7 protein-coding genes, 4 tRNA genes and 3 rRNA genes are annotated in these 17,639 nt (G+C 57.6%); 11 read left to right on the plus strand and 3 right to left on the minus strand.

Features of this window, described 5'->3' with window-relative positions; genetic code table 11:
- Positions 1-92 precede the first annotated feature (92 nt).
- The 6 genes from EE36_RS07310 (at position 93) to EE36_RS07335 (ending at position 5,967) form a co-directional block, all read left to right on the plus strand.
- A 16S ribosomal RNA gene (locus EE36_RS07310) occupies positions 93-1,552 on the plus strand.
- A gap of 246 nt (positions 1,553-1,798) precedes the next feature.
- A tRNA-Ala gene (locus EE36_RS07315) sits at positions 1,799-1,874 on the plus strand.
- Between the two features lie 100 nt (positions 1,875-1,974).
- Positions 1,975-2,051: transfer RNA gene (locus EE36_RS07320), tRNA-Ile, on the plus strand.
- Between the two features lie 605 nt (positions 2,052-2,656).
- Positions 2,657-5,522: ribosomal RNA gene (locus tag EE36_RS07325) — 23S ribosomal RNA — on the plus strand.
- A gap of 183 nt (positions 5,523-5,705) precedes the next feature.
- Positions 5,706-5,820: ribosomal RNA gene (rrf, locus tag EE36_RS07330) — 5S ribosomal RNA — on the plus strand.
- The 16S, 23S and 5S rRNA genes sit together here with 3 tRNA genes alongside, the layout of an rRNA operon.
- A 70-nt stretch (positions 5,821-5,890) precedes the next feature.
- Positions 5,891-5,967 (plus strand) — tRNA-Met (locus tag EE36_RS07335).
- Between the two features lie 222 nt (positions 5,968-6,189).
- On the opposite strand, the gene EE36_RS07340 is transcribed toward EE36_RS07335, so the two are convergent.
- Positions 6,190-7,326: a Hint domain-containing protein gene (locus tag EE36_RS07340; protein ID WP_005850922.1), complete on the minus strand. Its 1,137-nt coding sequence runs from the start codon at positions 7,324-7,326 to the stop codon at positions 6,190-6,192.
- A 296-nt stretch (positions 7,327-7,622) separates the two neighbouring features.
- Positions 7,623-7,708 (minus strand) — tRNA-Leu (locus tag EE36_RS07345).
- 214 nt (positions 7,709-7,922) lie between these two features.
- On the opposite strand from EE36_RS07345, the gene EE36_RS07350 reads away from it, so the two are divergent.
- A complete protein-coding gene (locus tag EE36_RS07350; protein WP_005850924.1) occupies positions 7,923-8,906 on the plus strand; it encodes a complex I NDUFA9 subunit family protein in 984 nt (327 codons plus the stop codon).
- 55 nt (positions 8,907-8,961) lie between these two features.
- On the opposite strand, the gene EE36_RS07355 is transcribed toward EE36_RS07350, so the two are convergent.
- Positions 8,962-9,765: an undecaprenyl-diphosphate phosphatase gene (locus EE36_RS07355; RefSeq protein ID WP_005850925.1), complete on the minus strand. Its 804-nt coding sequence runs from the start codon at positions 9,763-9,765 to the stop codon at positions 8,962-8,964.
- Between the two features lie 229 nt (positions 9,766-9,994).
- On the opposite strand from EE36_RS07355, the gene EE36_RS07360 reads away from it, so the two are divergent.
- The 4 genes from EE36_RS07360 (at position 9,995) to mtgA (ending at position 17,605) form a co-directional block, all read left to right on the plus strand.
- The gene (locus EE36_RS07360) at positions 9,995-11,428 is read left to right on the plus strand and encodes an NAD(P)-dependent oxidoreductase (RefSeq protein WP_037954057.1); all 1,434 of its coding nucleotides are present in this window, start codon (positions 9,995-9,997) and stop codon (positions 11,426-11,428) included.
- Positions 11,429-11,485: 57 nt separating this feature from the next.
- Entirely contained in the window at positions 11,486-16,018 is a 4,533-nt protein-coding gene (gltB, locus tag EE36_RS07365) for a glutamate synthase large subunit (protein ID WP_005850929.1), read from the plus strand.
- A 99-nt stretch (positions 16,019-16,117) separates the two neighbouring features.
- On the plus strand, positions 16,118-16,831 hold the full coding sequence (locus tag EE36_RS07370; RefSeq protein ID WP_039911725.1) for an SGNH/GDSL hydrolase family protein: 714 nt from the start codon (positions 16,118-16,120) through the stop codon (positions 16,829-16,831).
- Positions 16,832-16,858: 27 nt separating this feature from the next.
- On the plus strand, positions 16,859-17,605 hold the full coding sequence (gene mtgA, locus EE36_RS07375; protein WP_005850932.1) for a monofunctional biosynthetic peptidoglycan transglycosylase: 747 nt from the start codon (positions 16,859-16,861) through the stop codon (positions 17,603-17,605).
- Positions 17,606-17,639: the final 34 nt, after the last annotated feature.

The following is a 17,639-nucleotide window of genomic DNA, read 5'->3' on the forward strand; positions in this document are numbered from 1 at the left end:
ACTTCAAACGGAGAAAACGCCTGTATCATTCAGTAAGTGATGCAGGTTTGATGTGCAGAGGTTCGACGTCAAGGATACGCAGTAATGCGTTTCAACTTGAGAGTTTGATCCTGGCTCAGAACGAACGCTGGCGGCAGGCCTAACACATGCAAGTCGAGCGCACCTTCGGGTGAGCGGCGGACGGGTTAGTAACGCGTGGGAACATACCCTTTTCTACGGAATAGCCTCGGGAAACTGAGAGTAATACCGTATAAGCCCTTCGGGGGAAAGATTTATCGGGAAAGGATTGGCCCGCGTTAGATTAGATAGTTGGTGGGGTAATGGCCTACCAAGTCTACGATCTATAGCTGGTTTTAGAGGATGATCAGCAACACTGGGACTGAGACACGGCCCAGACTCCTACGGGAGGCAGCAGTGGGGAATCTTAGACAATGGGCGCAAGCCTGATCTAGCCATGCCGCGTGTGTGATGAAGGTCTTAGGATCGTAAAGCACTTTCGCCAGGGATGATAATGACAGTACCTGGTAAAGAAACCCCGGCTAACTCCGTGCCAGCAGCCGCGGTAATACGGAGGGGGTTAGCGTTGTTCGGAATTACTGGGCGTAAAGCGTACGTAGGCGGATTGGAAAGTTGGGGGTGAAATCCCAGGGCTCAACCCTGGAACTGCCTCCAAAACTATCAGTCTAGAGTTCGAGAGAGGTGAGTGGAATTCCAAGTGTAGAGGTGAAATTCGTAGATATTTGGAGGAACACCAGTGGCGAAGGCGGCTCACTGGCTCGATACTGACGCTGAGGTACGAAAGTGTGGGGAGCAAACAGGATTAGATACCCTGGTAGTCCACACCGTAAACGATGAATGCCAGTCGTCGGGCAGTATACTGTTCGGTGACACACCTAACGGATTAAGCATTCCGCCTGGGGAGTACGGTCGCAAGATTAAAACTCAAAGGAATTGACGGGGGCCCGCACAAGCGGTGGAGCATGTGGTTTAATTCGAAGCAACGCGCAGAACCTTACCAACCCTTGACATCCTGTGCTAACCCGAGAGATCGGGCGTTCACTTCGGTGACGCAGTGACAGGTGCTGCATGGCTGTCGTCAGCTCGTGTCGTGAGATGTTCGGTTAAGTCCGGCAACGAGCGCAACCCACATCCTTAGTTGCCAGCAGTTCGGCTGGGCACTCTAAGGAAACTGCCCGTGATAAGCGGGAGGAAGGTGTGGATGACGTCAAGTCCTCATGGCCCTTACGGGTTGGGCTACACACGTGCTACAATGGCAGTGACAATGGGTTAATCCCCAAAAGCTGTCTCAGTTCGGATTGGGGTCTGCAACTCGACCCCATGAAGTCGGAATCGCTAGTAATCGCGTAACAGCATGACGCGGTGAATACGTTCCCGGGCCTTGTACACACCGCCCGTCACACCATGGGAGTTGGTTCTACCCGACGACGCTGCGCTAACCTTCGGGGGGCAGGCGGCCACGGTAGGATCAGCGACTGGGGTGAAGTCGTAACAAGGTAGCCGTAGGGGAACCTGCGGCTGGATCACCTCCTTTCTAAGGATGATCTTAGCAGCGAGAACTTGTTCTCACTCGTAGATCACTTAGCAGGTCAGTAAACAAAACTGACCATATTCAAGGCATCGCAAGATGACCTTTCGGACCGAGCCGTCCTCATATCTCTTCAGCAAGCGTCTCACGCAGTGAGGCGCGAAGCCCCGACAGGGTACCGCGCAGCGGTGTCCCGAGAGGGGTCGGGTTGCTTCATGCAGCCAACGTAACACGCAGCCCTCGGGCTACGCTGGGGCCTTAGCTCAGCTGGGAGAGCGCCTGATTTGCATTCAGGAGGTCAGGAGTTCGATCCTCCTAGGCTCCACCAAGCATACGGCCCTTGAATAACCGCTTGGGCTGGTCCCTCTCGGGACATTCCTTCGGAATGCCCTGCCGGGACGTCGCGGTTTTGCTTTGCAAAACACGCTGGGTCGGTAGCTCAGGTGGTTAGAGCGCACGCCTGATAAGCGTGAGGTCGGAGGTTCAAGTCCTCCTCGACCCACCAAGATCTTTGCCAGCTAAAGATCGTCGCCCAAACAGGGTTTTGCGCAGCAAAGCACGCGTTGGGCAAGCACACGATTTGACCATTAAGCACTGTTCGCAGTTCTTAATCGTCCAATCGGACGGCGCGCAAGCGCATGGGTGACATTCCTTTGGAATGCATCTGATTGACATCGTAAAGAGAGATACAGTTACTTTAAGAGTAATCTTAAAGTAACAAACAACACGATCTGATCGCACCGCGTTAGGTGATGATCTCGGTTGCTGCTCCTTTTGGAGCCGGCGTTTATTTGACTGTTTCCTCGGTCTTTTGAACGTATCGCGACTGAAAGCGACGTGTTGTCCAAGTCAAGTACACTAACCAGAGTAGTGACGCCTACTTCCTGCACGGAAGGTAGGCTAGATGCACTACTCGCTGTCCACTCTGAGAGAGTGGGCGGGTAAAAGTATGCTTTTGATCTGGAATAAGGGAAGACAGTTTCTTACCAGCTTCTGTCTCCCGCGTTGGACTGACGTCCTGCACTCTATCGGCCGTTTGAGGGTCTAAATTGTCCTCAAGTAGCCGAATAGGCGGTAGGACATTAAATCAGTCTTTCTTTTTCTGGATCAAATCAAGCGCGAAAAGGGCGTTTGGTGAATGCCTTGGCAGTAAGAGGCGATGAAAGACGTGATACTCTGCGATAAGCCATGGGGAGCTGAGAATAAGCTTTGATCCATGGATTTCTGAATGGGGCAACCCACCTGATTGTTTATTGTTGTCCTACCGCTTTGCTACTTGAGGACGTAAGTTCGCAAGGTGCAGACGGTGGGTTCATCAGTAAGCAGAACCAGGTATTTATAGACTGAATACATAGGTTTATAAAAGCAAACCCGGGGAACTGAAACATCTAAGTACCCGGAGGAAAGGAAATCAATTGATACTCCCCTAGTAGCGGCGAGCGAACGGGGACCAGCCGAGCCATGAGTGTGGTTAGAATGCGTTGGAATGCGCAACCAAAGTGGGTGATAGTCCCGTATAAGAAGCATGATTGGACGTATTAAGTAGGGCGGAACACGTGAAATTCTGTCTGAAGATCGGAGGACCACCTTCGAAGGCTAAGTACTCCTTACTGACCGATAGTGAACCAGTACCGTGAGGGAAAGGTGAAAAGCACCCCGACGAGGGGAGTGAAACAGTACCTGAAACCGAACGCCTACAATCAGTTGGAGGGTCTTTACGGCCTGACAGCGTACCTTTTGTATAATGGGTCATCGACTTGGTCTCACAAGCAAGCTTAAGCCGTTAGGTGTAGGCGTAGCGAAAGCGAGTCTTAATAGGGCGTTGAGTTTGTGGGATCAGACCCGAAACCGAGTGATCTAGGCATGGCCAGGTTGAAGATAAGGTAACACTTATTGGAGGACCGAACCCACATCCGTTGAAAAGGATCGGGATGAGCTGTGCCTAGGGGTGAAAGGCCAATCAAACTCGGAGATAGCTGGTTCTCTGCGAAATCTATTTAGGTAGAGCGTCATCCGAATACCCTCGGGGGTAGAGCACTGGATGGGTAATGGGGCCCCACAGGCTTACTGATCCTAACCAAACTCCGAATACCGAGGAGTACTAGATGGCAGACACACAGCGGATGCTAACGTCCGTTGTGAAGAGGGAAACAACCCTGACCTACAGCTAAGGCCCCTAATTCATGGCTAAGTGGGAAAGCAGGTGAGACGACCAAAACAACCAGGAGGTTGGCTTAGAAGCAGCCATCCTTTAAAGATAGCGTAACAGCTCACTGGTCTAAATAAGTTGTCTTGCGGCGAAGATGTAACGGGGCTCAAGCCATGAGCCGAAGCTTAGGATGCATTAATTGCATGGTAGCAGAGCGTAGTGTGACATAGTTCCATGTCTCCTTAGCCCTTCGGGGTATTGGAGACGCGGAGCTTTCTGTGAAGCGGGCGCGTGAGCGATCCCGTGGAGAGATCACTAGTGAGAATGATGACATGAGTAGCGACAAAGAGTGTGAGAGACACTCTCGCCGAAAATCCAAGGGTTCCTGCTTAAAGCTAATCTGAGCAGGGTAAGCCGACCCCTAAGGCGAGGCCGAAAGGCGTAGTCGATGGGAACCAGGTTAATATTCCTGGGCCAGATGGAAGTGACGGATCTCGAGGGTAGTTCATCCTTATCGGATTGAATGGGCTGCTTAGAGGTCCCTGGAAATAGCTCCATCGCTAGATCGTACCCTAAACCGACACAGGTGGATAGGTAGAGAATACCAAGGCGCTTGAGAGAACTATGTTGAAGGAACTCGGCAAAATACCTCCGTAAGTTCGCGAGAAGGAGGCCCGGTTCCTAGGCAACTAGGGGCTGGGGGCACAAACCAGGGGGTGGCGACTGTTTATTAAAAACACAGGGCTCTGCGAAGTCGTAAGACGACGTATAGGGTCTGACGCCTGCCCGGTGCCTGAAGGTTAAAAGGAGGAGTGAGAGCTCTGAATTGAAGCCCAGGTAAACGGCGGCCGTAACTATAACGGTCCTAAGGTAGCGAAATTCCTTGTCGGGTAAGTTCCGACCTGCACGAATGGCGTAACGACTTCCCCGCTGTCTCCAACATAGACTCAGCGAAATTGAATTACCGGTCAAGATGCCGGTTACCCGCGGTTAGACGGAAAGACCCCGTGCACCTTTACTACAACTTCACACTGGCATTAGGCCGAACATGTGCAGGATAGGTGGTGGGCTTTGAAACGTGGACGCCAGTCTGCGTGGAGCCTCCCTTGAGATACCACCCTTGTTCTGCTTGATGTCTAACCGCGGTCCGTTATCCGGATCCGGGACCCTGTGTGGTGGGTAGTTTGACTGGGGCGGTCGCCTCCTAAATCGTAACGGAGGCGCGCGAAGGTTGGCTCAGAGCGGTCGGAAATCGCTCGTTGAGTGCAATGGCAGAAGCCAGCCTGACTGCGAGACTGACAAGTCGAGCAGAGTCGAAAGACGGCCATAGTGATCCGGTGGTCCCAAGTGGGAGGGCCATCGCTCAACGGATAAAAGGTACGCCGGGGATAACAGGCTGATACTGCCACAGAGTCCATATCGACGGCAGTGTTTGGCACCTCGATGTCGGCTCATCTCATCCTGGGGCTGGAGCAGGTCCCAAGGGTACGGCTGTTCGCCGTTTAAAGAGGTACGTGAGCTGGGTTTAGAACGTCGTGAGACAGTTCGGTCCCTATCTTCCGTGGGTGTAGGATACTTGAGAGGAGTTGCCCCTAGTACGAGAGGACCGGGGTGAACGATCCACTGGTGGACCAGTTGTTATGCCAATAGCAGTGCTGGGTAGCTATGATCGGACAGGATAACCGCTGAAGGCATCTAAGCGGGAAGCCCCCCTCAAAACAAGGTATCCCTGAGAGCCGAGATAGACCATCTCGTCGATAGGCCAGAGATGTAAGCGTAGTAATACGTTCAGTTGACTGGTACTAATTGCTCGATAGGCTTGATTTGATCCAGTAGAAGAAAGACTTTCTACTCGGACAAAAGCATACACATACAATCAGTTGTGCTGACTTGGACAAATCCTTACCCAGAATGGTGAGGGGGCGGGAACGCGCATCCTTCGGATACGCTCTCTCCCGCTTGTTGCTCTTTTGCCAATGGCAAAAGCAGCAACATAGAGGTTTTACTCGGTTTGGTGGTCATAGCGTAAGCAAAACACCCGATCCCATCCCGAACTCGGCAGTTAAGTGCTACTGCGCCAATGGTACTGCGTCTTAAGACGTGGGAGAGTAGGTCACCGCCAAACCTAGCAAAACCTCTACGTATCTCTCAAACGATGACAATTAATAAGCCAATACAATAACATTGGCCACAGCCGCGGGATGGAGCAGCCCGGTAGCTCGTCAGGCTCATAACCTGAAGGTCGTAGGTTCAAATCCTACTCCCGCAACCAAATACAAAAATACGATATAGGAAACGCCCGCATCGCCTGCGGGCCTTGTGCCGATTTGAGCCAACGTGATGGCGCGAGGGGTGACCTGATAGGAACGCAGGTCCCGCTACCTATAGCTGAATTTACGGAAGTGGGATGCTTCGTAAACACAAAGATTCGCGCAGAGACACCTCAGCGAGAGCGCAAACTGTTAGCCCTCCACTCAAACAACCTGAACGCGCCCTAGAGCCGCAGCAGGCGTGCCTCATGGCGTTTCAGCGTGTTACGCGCGGCGTTGTATTGCTTTATCCCGATCTGCTCTGAAAGCGCGGGGAACAGCGCCAGTATCTCGTCGCGTTGCGCTTGGCCGATGCTTTGAAGTGTTTCTACTCCCGGCTGAAAGCTTTCTGTCCATGCCCCGTCCGACAGCACAAGCTGATGGCTTTCGAACATCAGGTGCACGTATTGAACCGACGGAGGCGTCAACGTCCGGATCGTGTCACCATTCACCAAGTGCTTCGCGGCGACGAGGACCTCGTCCTGACCAAAATGTAGCATCGATCGCGCATCGGAAAGAAATATTCGGTGGTTGGGTGAAACGATAAGGTCGCGTTCCGGCGTTCCAGCGCCGAGAGCACCCGCCGTGATCAAAACGGGGCGCAGGTGTGGATAGACGACCAGCTCTGCCGCTGTCAGCTGACGTGCACCGACCCAAGAGACCTTCTGCATTCCGTGGTCGCGTGTGATGACAGCGTCACCGGCTTTCAAGTGCTCTACAGGGGTGTCGCCTTTTGCAGTAGCGATCAGGCTGCCCGCGGTGAAACATGGTACGGTGTTACCGACATAGAACTTGCCGTTGCCATCCTCCAAGGTACCGGATGCGATGGAGCCGTCGCCGTCAAAATCCTGATCCGTATTGCGGTCAATCTTGAGTGTGCCGATATTGTCGCCCGCATTGGTACCTGGTGCCACCAGTAGATTCCCAAATGTCGGCGCGCTTGGGTCGTTGGCACCGCTTTCAGTGCGGGGCACCAGAACGTTGGCGTTGAACCGTACGTAGGTGTCGCCAAGTCCGCTGACATCGCTTTGGATATTCGCCGATTGGCCGGGGTTCATCGGAACGTAATTATATTGGACGATGCCGGCGTTATAGTCGGCAGCACTGGCATAGACCTTGATCCCGATGAAGGACGAGCCCCCGTCAAGTTCACCGTCTGCCGTTTCATTCTGTGTGATGAATTCGATGATGGCATCGTCAGCGAAGGGCTGGCTGCCACCGGAAAGTGTCATCTGACCAGCGCCGTCTTGGCCTGCGCTGGAGTTTGTGGACACAGCGGGATTGTTGATAACATCGATACCAAACGCAAAAAAGCTCGCCATCTCTTTATCCTCTGCTGGCCTGTGGGTCGGTCAAATGATCCGGATCGGCCTAGTTTATAGTAATCTCCGCAAATTCATTAGCGATAAGTGGCGACAAATCGAATTAACTTTTGACATATCACATGGATGTGAAGCGAGCCCGACGCCAGTGGGGCGTCTTTGATGGCGCTATCGATGGGGGATGGTATGCCGCAGATGCGAAGCTAATTTGAAAGGGCAGTTCGATGGGCAGGGACAACGATCGCTAAGGAGCACTAAGTAACAGTGAAATGAAAAAGCGACTTATCGGGGATAAGTGGTGCCCAGGAGAGGACTCGAACCTCCACACCGTTGCCAGTACTAGCACCTGAAGCTAGCGCGTCTACCATTCCGCCACCTGGGCACAGGGGGGTTGTGAGGGAGCGTTTATTGTTGTGGGGCGGGGGTGTCAATTGGATTCTCGCAACAAAATGAAACGGCGTGAAAATAAATCCGGAAAACCGAGGTTTGGTGCGGTGGGACGGGCTTTCGAGGCGATCTCTGCCGGAATTGCTGCTTGTTCCCGAGGGGGGCTGGATGTATCTGTAGCGCTAGATTTTCTGGTCAGGGGTATCATCATGGCAAAGCTGGTCACGGTTTACGGCGGCTCCGGGTTTGTGGGGCGGTATATCGTTCGTCGCATGGCGTTGGCGGGGTGGCGGGTGCGCGTCGCGGTGCGTCGCCCGAACGAGGCGCTGTTTGTGCGCACCTACGGCACTGTCGGCCAGGTCGAACCGGTTTTTTGCAACATCCGTGATGACGCTTCGGTACGCGATGCGCTGCAGGGCGCTGATGCGGTGGTGAACTGCGTCGGTATTCTGGCCGAGGCGGGAAAAAACACTTTTGACGCCATTCAGGCCGACGGCGCGGAACGCATTGCGCGCTTGGCCGCCGCCGAAGGGATCACGCGTTTGGTGCAAATCTCTGCCATCGGGGCGGATGCCGAGGCGGATAGCGAATATGCCCAGACCAAGGCGATGGGAGAGGCCGGTGTGCTCAAGCATATGCCGCAGGCTGTTATCCTGCGCCCCTCGATCGTGTTCGGCCCCGAGGATGACTTCTTTAACCGTTTCGCTGGTATGACGCGGATCAGCCCCGCGATCCCTGCTGTAGGGGCGGATACGCTGTTCCAGCCCGTCTATGTAGATGACGTGGCCCACGCGGCGGAGCTTGCAGTGACAGGCAAGGCCGCTGCCGGAATTTACGAACTGGGTGGCCCCGAGGTCGAAAGCTTTCGCGGCCTGATGCAACGTATGCTTGATGTGGTGAACCGGCGCCGCATGGTTGTCGCCTTGCCGACTTTCGTGGCGCGGGTGATCGCCTTTGGTCTTGATGTGTTGCAGTCGGTGACGCTCGGCCTTGTCAAGAACAACACGCTGACCCGTGATCAGGTCAAGAACCTGGCGCATGACAATGTTGTGGGCGGGGGGGCGCAGGGCTTTGATGCTTTGGGTATCAGCCCGGTGTCCATGGGCTCCGTCCTGCCCGAGTACCTGTGGCGGTTCCGCCCCTCGGGCCAGTATGACGAGATCAAGCAATCCGCGAAGAACCTGCGGACCTAACGATTTCGATGTCGAATTTGGAAAGGCCCTGCCGGCGACGGCGGGGCCTTTTGCGTTAGCTGTAGGCGTATACCAACAGCGCTGCCCCCAGCAGGATGCGGTAGATCACATAAGGGGTGAAATTCACGCTGCGCAGCAGGCGCATCATCAGGACCAGTGCCGCCAGTGCGGCAACAAAGGCAAAGCCCGCAGCGATCGACGCGTCGCGCGCGAGCTGCGCGTCGGCTTGCCCGATCACATCCAGTGACAAAAGCGCGCCAGAGGCGAGGATCGTGGGAATCGACATCAGCATAGACAGCGTTGCGGCGCTGGCGCGGTCATAGCCCAGTTTGCGGGCTGCGGTGATGGTGATGCCCGACCGCGACGTGCCGGGGATCAGCGCAAGCGCCTGCGCCAGACCCATCCAGGCGGCACCTTTGATATCCCAGTCGCCGGACTCCCGATCGCTGCGCCCCGTGTGATCCGCCCAATAGAGCACAATACCGAAGAGCAGCATGGTCCAGCCGATCACCGCGACAGAGCGGAGCATTTCGTCAATCCCCAGCAGCTTGAACGTCAGCCCGACGACCAGCACCGGAATTGTTGCGAGGATCAGCAGGGCGGCCAGCCTTGCGCCGGGGGTGTCCATCTTGCCGCGCAGCAGGCGACCAAGCCCGATGGTGGCTTCTGCGACCTCGGACCGGAAGTAGAGCACGACCGCGAGAAGCGTGCCCACATGCACCGCGACATCAATCGCAAGCCCCTGATCCGGCCCGCCGGTCAGCGTGGGCAGCAGGATCAAATGACCCGAGGAAGAGACAGGCAGAAACTCTGTCAGACCCTGAATGATTGCGACAAGCAGCAGTTGGAACAGGGTCATAAGGGTGGCGGCCTTTGGATCATTTGCGATGCCCTAGGCGTATAACTTTGGGGGGCTGGAAGGAAAGTCCGTTGTTGGGTCCGAATCGGACATAAATATATGGTAAATTTGTGAGAATATCGGGGGTGATATGAAATAAACCGCATATAGGTCAGCAATGCTGCCTTTATAATCGTTTGACCCCTGTGTATGAGGGGGCAGCAACGTGTTTCAGGCGGAGAGATCCAAGATGGCAAAGCAGCCAATGCTCAAGTTTACAACGGTATCCCGGGATATGCCCGAAAAACGGATGCCGAATCTGCGTCGTGAAGACTTTAAAGAGATTTATGCGGAATACGCGGATGAGAAAGCGCAGGAGCAGTCCAGCCGCTGTAGCCAATGTGGCGTTCCCTATTGCCAGACCCATTGCCCGCTGCACAATAACATCCCCGACTGGCTGCGCCTGACCGCCGAGGGGCGTCTGCAAGAAGCCTATGAGGTCAGCCAGGCCACCAACACCTTCCCCGAAATCTGCGGCCGCATCTGCCCGCAGGACCGTCTGTGCGAAGGCAACTGTGTGATCGAACAATCGGGCCACGGCACCGTGACCATCGGCTCGGTCGAGAAATACATCACCGATACCGCGTGGGAAAATGGCTGGGTGCAGCCGATCAAGCCCAAGACCGAACGCGCCGAATCCGTTGGCATTATCGGCGCGGGCCCCGGTGGTCTGGCCGCAGCCGACGTGCTGCGCCGCGCGGGTGTGCAGGTCACCATCTATGACCGTTATGACCGCGCGGGTGGTTTGCTGACCTACGGCATCCCCGGTTTCAAACTGGAAAAAGATGTGGTCATGCGCCGCAACGACCAGCTGGCCGAAGGTGGCGTTAACTTTGAATTGAACTGCGATGTGGGCGTCGACATCAGCTTTGCCGATATCCGCGCCAAGCATGACGCCGTGATCATCGCGACGGGCGTCTATAAAACACGCGACATCCAGGCCCCCGGTGTGGGCGGCGTTGGCCTTGAGCGCGCGATTGATTTCCTGACCGTGAGCAACCGCAAAAGCTTTGGCGACAAGGTAGAGGAATTCGATTCCGGCCGTTTCAATGCCGAAGGGAAGCGCGTTGTCGTGATCGGCGGCGGGGATACCGCGATGGACTGTGTACGGACCTCGATCCGTCAGGGGGCGACCTCGGTCAAATGTCTGTACCGCCGTGACCGCGCCAACATGCCCGGCTCGCAACGCGAAGTGCAAAACGCCGAGGAAGAAGGCGTGGTCTTCGAATGGCTGTCCGCGCCCAAAGGGTTCGTCGGTGATCCGGTGACCGGCGTCGTCGTGCAAAAGATGCGCCTTGGCGCGCCGGATGTCTCGGGCCGTCAGGCCCCCGAGGTGATCGAGGGTGCCGATTATGTCGAAGAGGCGGATCTTGTGATCATGGCGCTTGGCTTTGAACCCGAAGACCTGCCCACGCTATGGAACACGCCCGAGCTGCCGGTCAACCGCTGGGGCACGGTCAAGGCCGACTATATCACCGGCGCGACCGAACTGGATGGCGTCTATGCCGTGGGCGATATCGTGCGCGGTGCGTCGCTGGTGGTCTGGGCCATCAAGGACGGGCGCGACTGTGCGCAGGCGATCCTTGAAAAGATGGGGGCCAGCGTGGCCATCGCAGCCGAATAAGCGCCCCTTTCAACTGATATTTCGCGCCTCGGGCGCGCCCGATTTAGGAGATTCCAAATGACCAAATATGATGACGCCTGGGTAGCACGCGAAGAAGCAAAACGCGCCTTCATGGCAGAAAACGGTCTGTATTCCGAAGAAGAAGAGCATTCATCCTGCGGGGTGGGTCTTGTTGTGAACATCGACGGCTCCAGCAGCCGCGCGGTTGTCGAAAACGGGATCAAGGCGCTCAAGGCGATCTGGCACCGTGGTGCGGTGGATGCCGATGGCAAGACCGGCGATGGCGCGGGCATCCACGTGCAGATCCCCGTAAACTTTTTCTACGATCAGGTGCGTCGCACCGGTCACAGCCCCCGCGAAGGCGAATTGATCGCCATCGGTCAGGTCTTTCTGCCGCGCACCAACTTTGCCGCGCAGGAAACCTGCCGGACCATCGTTGAAACCGAAGTGCTGCGGATGGGCTACTATATCTACGGCTGGCGCCACGTGCCCGTGGACACCTCTGTTCTGGGGGAAAAGGCCAACGCGACCCGTCCCGAGATCGAACAGATCCTGATTTCCAACGCCAAGGGCGTGGACGAGGAAACATTCGAGCGCGAGCTTTACGTCATCCGTCGCCGCATCGAGAAAGCCGCGCTGGCCGCTCAGGTGCCGACGCTTTATATCGCGTCGATGTCCTGCCGGTCGATCATCTACAAGGGCATGATGCTGGCGCAGGATGTTGCCAACTTCTACCCCGACCTGATGGACGAACGCTTTGAATCCGCCTTCGCGATCTATCACCAGCGCTATTCGACCAACACCTTCCCGCAGTGGTGGCTGGCGCAGCCCTTCCGCATGCTGGCCCATAACGGCGAGATCAACACGCTCAAGGGTAACGTCAACTGGATGAAGAGCCACGAGATCCGCATGGCGTCGGGCACCTTTGGCGACATGGCCGAAGATATCAAACCGATCGTCGCCGCGGGGTCGTCCGACTCTGCCGCTCTGGATTCGGTGTTCGAAGTCCTGGTGCGCGCGGGTCGTTCGGCCCCGATGGCGAAAACCATGCTGGTGCCTGAAAGCTGGTCAAAGCAAGCGGTCGAGCTGCCACAGGCATGGCGCGACATGTATTCCTACTGCAACTCGGTGATGGAGCCTTGGGATGGTCCCGCAGCGCTGGCCATGACCGATGGCCGCTGGGTCTGCGCCGGTCTTGACCGGAACGGCCTGCGCCCCATGCGTTTCGTCGTCACCGGCGACGGCATGCTGATCGCGGGTTCCGAGGCGGGGATGGTCCCGCAGGACGAGGCGAATGTCGTGCGCAAAGGCGCGCTTGGCCCCGGTCAGCTGCTGGCGGTCGACATCGAAGAAGGCAAGATGTTCGGCGACACCGAGATCAAGGACAAGCTCGCCGCGTCGCGTCCCTTTGGTGAATGGGTCGGCAAGATCAACGAGCTGGACAAAGCGCTTGGCGATGTCGAGGAAAAGGCCCTGTTCTCGGGCGATGAGCTGCGCCGCCGTCAGGTTGCAGCGGGCTATACCATCGAAGACCTCGAGCAGATCCTCGCACCGATGGCCGAAGATGCGAAAGAGCCCTTGGCATCCATGGGCGATGACACCCCGTCGGCGGTTCTGTCGAACCAGTACCGCCCGCTCAGCCACTTCTTCCGCCAGAACTTCAGCCAGGTCACCAACCCGCCCATCGATAGCCTGCGCGAATTCCGCGTCATGAGCCTGAAAACGCGGTTCGGGAACCTCAAGAACGTGTTGGATGAATCCAGCGCCCAGACCGAGATCCTCGTGCTCGACAGCCCGTTCCTCGCGAACGCGCAGTTCGATCAGTTGATGACCGAATTCAACGCGAATTCCGTCACCATCGACTGTACGTTCGAGCCGGGGGGCAACAGCCTGAGCGAAAACCTGCGCCGCATCCGGGACGAGGCAGAAGACGCCGTGCGCTCCGGTGCTGGTCACATCGTGCTGACCGACCAGTTCAGCGATGCGACCCGTGTGGCGATGCCGATGATCCTTGCGACCTCTGCCGTGCACAGCCAGCTGACCCGCAAGGGCCTGCGGACCTTTACCTCGCTCAACGTGCGCTCGGCCGAATGTGTGGACCCGCATTACTTTGCCGTGCTGATCGGCTGTGGTGCCACCGTGGTGAACGCCTACCTTGCCGAAGATTCGCTGGCGGATCGTATCGGGCGTGGTCTGCTGGACATGACCCTGACCACCGCAATGGCCCGCTACCGCGAGGCGATTGATCAGGGCCTGTTGAAAATCATGGCGAAGATGGGCATCAGCGTCATGTCCTCCTACCGTGGCGGCCTGAACTTCGAAGCCGTAGGGCTGAGCCGTGCGATGTGCGCGGAATACTTCCCCGGCATGACCAGCCGTATCAGCGGGATCGGTGTGACCGGTATCCAACGCAAGGCCGAAGCGGTCCACGACCGTGGTTGGCAGGGCGATGGCGTCGTCATGCCCATCGGCGGCTTCTACAAGGCGCGCAAATCCGGCGAGACCCACGCATGGGAAGCATCGTCGATGCACATGCTGCAAATGGCCTGCAACAAAGCGTCCTACCAGATGTGGAAGCAGTATAGCGCCAAGATGCAAAGCAACCCGCCGATCCATCTGCGCGACCTGCTGGATATCAAGCCGCTGGGGGCCCCAGTGCCCATCGAAGAGGTCGAATCCATCACCTCTATCCGCAAGCGGTTCGTGACGCCGGGCATGTCCCTTGGCGCGCTGTCGCCCGAGGCACACAAGACCCTGAACGTCGCGATGAACCGCATCGGGGCCAAGTCCGACTCTGGCGAGGGTGGCGAAGATCCGGCGCACTTCGTGCCCGAGGCCAACGGCGATAACCCGTCGGCCAAGATTAAGCAGGTGGCGTCGGGCCGTTTCGGTGTGACTGCCGAATACCTGAACCAGTGTGAAGAGCTTGAGATCAAGGTCGCCCAAGGGGCCAAGCCCGGCGAGGGTGGTCAGCTTCCGGGCATGAAGGTCACCGACCTGATCGCCCGTCTGCGCCATTCGACCAAAGGCGTGACCCTGATCTCGCCCCCGCCGCACCACGATATCTATTCCATCGAAGACCTCGCGCAGTTGATCTATGACCTCAAGCAGATCAACCCGCGCTGTAAGGTGACCGTGAAGCTGGTGGCGTCCTCGGGCGTTGGCACGATTGCGGCCGGTGTGGCAAAGGCCAAGGCCGATATCATTCTGATTTCCGGCCATAATGGCGGCACGGGCGCATCGCCTGCGACCTCGATCAAGTATGCGGGTCTGCCGTGGGAGATGGGCCTGACCGAAGCGCATCAGGTTCTGGCGATGAACAACCTGCGTGACCGCGTGACCCTGCGGACCGATGGTGGTTTACGCACAGGGCGTGACATCGTGATGGCCGCGATGATGGGAGCCGAGGAATACGGCATCGGCACTGCCGCGCTGATCGCGATGGGTTGTATCATGGTGCGTCAGTGCCAGTCGAACACCTGCCCCGTCGGCGTCTGCACCCAAGACGAAGCGCTGCGTGGCAAGTTCACCGGCAACGCGGATAAGGTCGTGAACCTGATCACCTTCTACGCCACCGAAGTGCGCGAATTGCTCGCCTCTATCGGGGCGCGTAGCCTGGATGACGTGATTGGCCGTGCCGATCTGCTGGCACAGGTCAGCCGTGGCTCTGCGCATCTTGACGATCTGGATCTCAACCCGCTGCTGATCACCGTCGATGGCGCGGCAGAGATCGTCTATGACCGCAACAAGCCACGCAACGCTGTGCTGGACACGCTGGACTCTGAAATCGTGCGCGACGCCGCACGGTTCCTCGAGGATGGCGAGAAGATGCAGCTGAGCTATGCGGTGCAGAACACGCACCGTACCGTGGGCACCCGCGTCTCAAGCCACATCATCCGAAACTTCGGCATGAACAACCAGCTGCAGCCCGATCACCTGACGGTCAAGCTGACCGGTTCGGCAGGGCAGTCGCTGGGGGCCTTCGCGGCACCGGGGCTCAAGCTTGAAGTGTCCGGCGATGCGAATGACTATGTCGGCAAGGGTCTGTCGGGCGGCACCATCGTCGTGCGCCCGTCTATGGCCAGCACCATCGTCGCCTCTGACAACACCATCATCGGCAACACGGTGCTTTATGGTGCGACCAAGGGCTTTTTGTTCGCAGCGGGCCGTGCCGGTGAACGTTTCGGCGTTCGGAACTCGGGCGCGCATGTGGTGATCGAAGGCTGCGGCAGCAACGGGTGTGAATACATGACCGGCGGTGTGGCCGTGATCCTGGGCGAGATCGGCGCGAACTTTGGCGCGGGTATGACGGGCGGTATGGCATATCTCTACAACCCCGATGGCAAGGCCGACAAAATGCTGAACCGCGAAACGCTGGTGACCTGCCCTGTCACGGTCGAGCATTGGGAAAACCAGCTGAAGGGTCTGATTGAACGGCACCTGCAGGAAACCAACAGCCGCAAGGCTGAAGACATCCTGCAGCACTGGGACATTGAAAAGGATAACTTCCTGCAGATCTGCCCCAAAGAGATGCTGGTCCATCTGCCCGCCCCGCTGAGCGTCGAAGAACACGCGATCCCGGCGGAGTAAGCAAAACGGATAGATCGGGCGGGGGGGAAACCTCGCGCCCGATTTCTTTTGTGCGTCGCCCACGCTTTACCGGGGCCGCAACCGGCCTATAGTTACGGGATGATCAAAACACTTACCTCTCGCGTCCGGCTGATGGCGCTTTTGCTGGTGGGGCTCGCGCTTGCGGCCTGTACCGATGCTGCGCCCAAGGGCGGCGGCGATATTCTGGTGATTGGCGACTCCGTCATGGCGTGGAACGGATCAAGCGATCAGGCGATCCCCGATGCGATGGCAGCCAGCCTCGGGCGCAATGTGGTCAGCAAGGCCGTCCCCGGGGCGCAGTTCAGCAATGACAGCACGCTCTTGTCCGCTGTCGGTTTCGATATTCAGGATCAGTACCCCGGCGGGCGGTGGAACTGGATCGTGGTGAACGGCGGGGCCAATGATCTGGGGTTCAACGACTGCAAATGCGCGGCCTGCACGCCTGTTGTCGACACGCTAATCGCGGCGGATGCCGCTACTGGGGAAATCCCCGCCTTCCTGACACGTTTGCGCAGCACGGGCGCGCAGGTGATGTGGATGGGGTATTACGCAGGCAACGGCAAAGGGTCATTCGAGGGCTGTCGTGATGATCTGGTTCTGCTGGAACGCCGCATCGCGCGGTTTGCGGCACAAACCCCGGGGGTGACATTCCTTGATTCAGAAACAGTGATCGACCGTCAGGATCCCAGCTTGTTTGCCAGCGATAACACCCACCCGTCGCCCAAGGCCTCGGCGTTGATCGGGGCCTATCTTGCAAAAGGGATTTCCGCCCGCAGTGCCCGTTCACAATAAGCCATTGCCACGATATAGCTGATGGCTATGGCAAAACGCGCATCCTCCAAATCCAAGGGCAAAGCCAAGTCCAAGACCCCGTCCCCTGCGGCGCAGTTGCGGTCGCTCAAGCGGCGTGTGGTTCGGGGCGCGTTCAAGCTGGTGCTCGCCGTGCTTGGCCTGTTGATCGCCCTGGTGTTGCTGTTCGCGGTGATTAACCCGCCGACGACCCCCTATATGTTCAGCGAAGGCCGCAGGCTGGGGGGCGTGGACCAGCAATGGGTCGCGCTGGAAGACGTGGCCCCTGTCATGGCGCGGTCTGTCGTGGCGGCGGAGGATGCGAATTTCTGCGAACACTGGGGCTTTGATCTGGCCGCGATCAAACGCGCCATCGCCGAAGGATCAAACCGCGGGGCATCCACCCTGTCGCAACAGACGGTCAAGAACGTCTATCTCTGGCATGGCCGCACATGGTTGCGCAAAGCGCTTGAGGCCGGGATCACGCCGCTGGTTGAAACCGTCTGGACCAAGCGGCGCATCATCGAGGTCTATCTGAATGTGGCCGAGTTCGATGAAGGCATCTTTGGTGTCGACGCCGCGGCGCAACATTACTTTGGGGTGATTCCCGCCAAGCTGACCGCAACCCAAGCGGCGCGGCTGGCCGCGATCCTGCCGTCGCCGAAAACCCGTTCGGCCGCGCGCCCCTCTGCCGCGGTGCGCAAGCGCAGTGCCCAGATCCGCGATGGTGCGGCGACAATCAGCAAGGACGGACGGGCAGCCTGTTTCGAGAGTTGAAAAACCCAACCAAGACGGGCATGAGGATGAAACC

This window comes from Sulfitobacter sp. EE-36 (assembly GCF_000152605.1).
Lineage (GTDB): Bacteria > Pseudomonadota > Alphaproteobacteria > Rhodobacterales > Rhodobacteraceae > Sulfitobacter > Sulfitobacter pontiacus.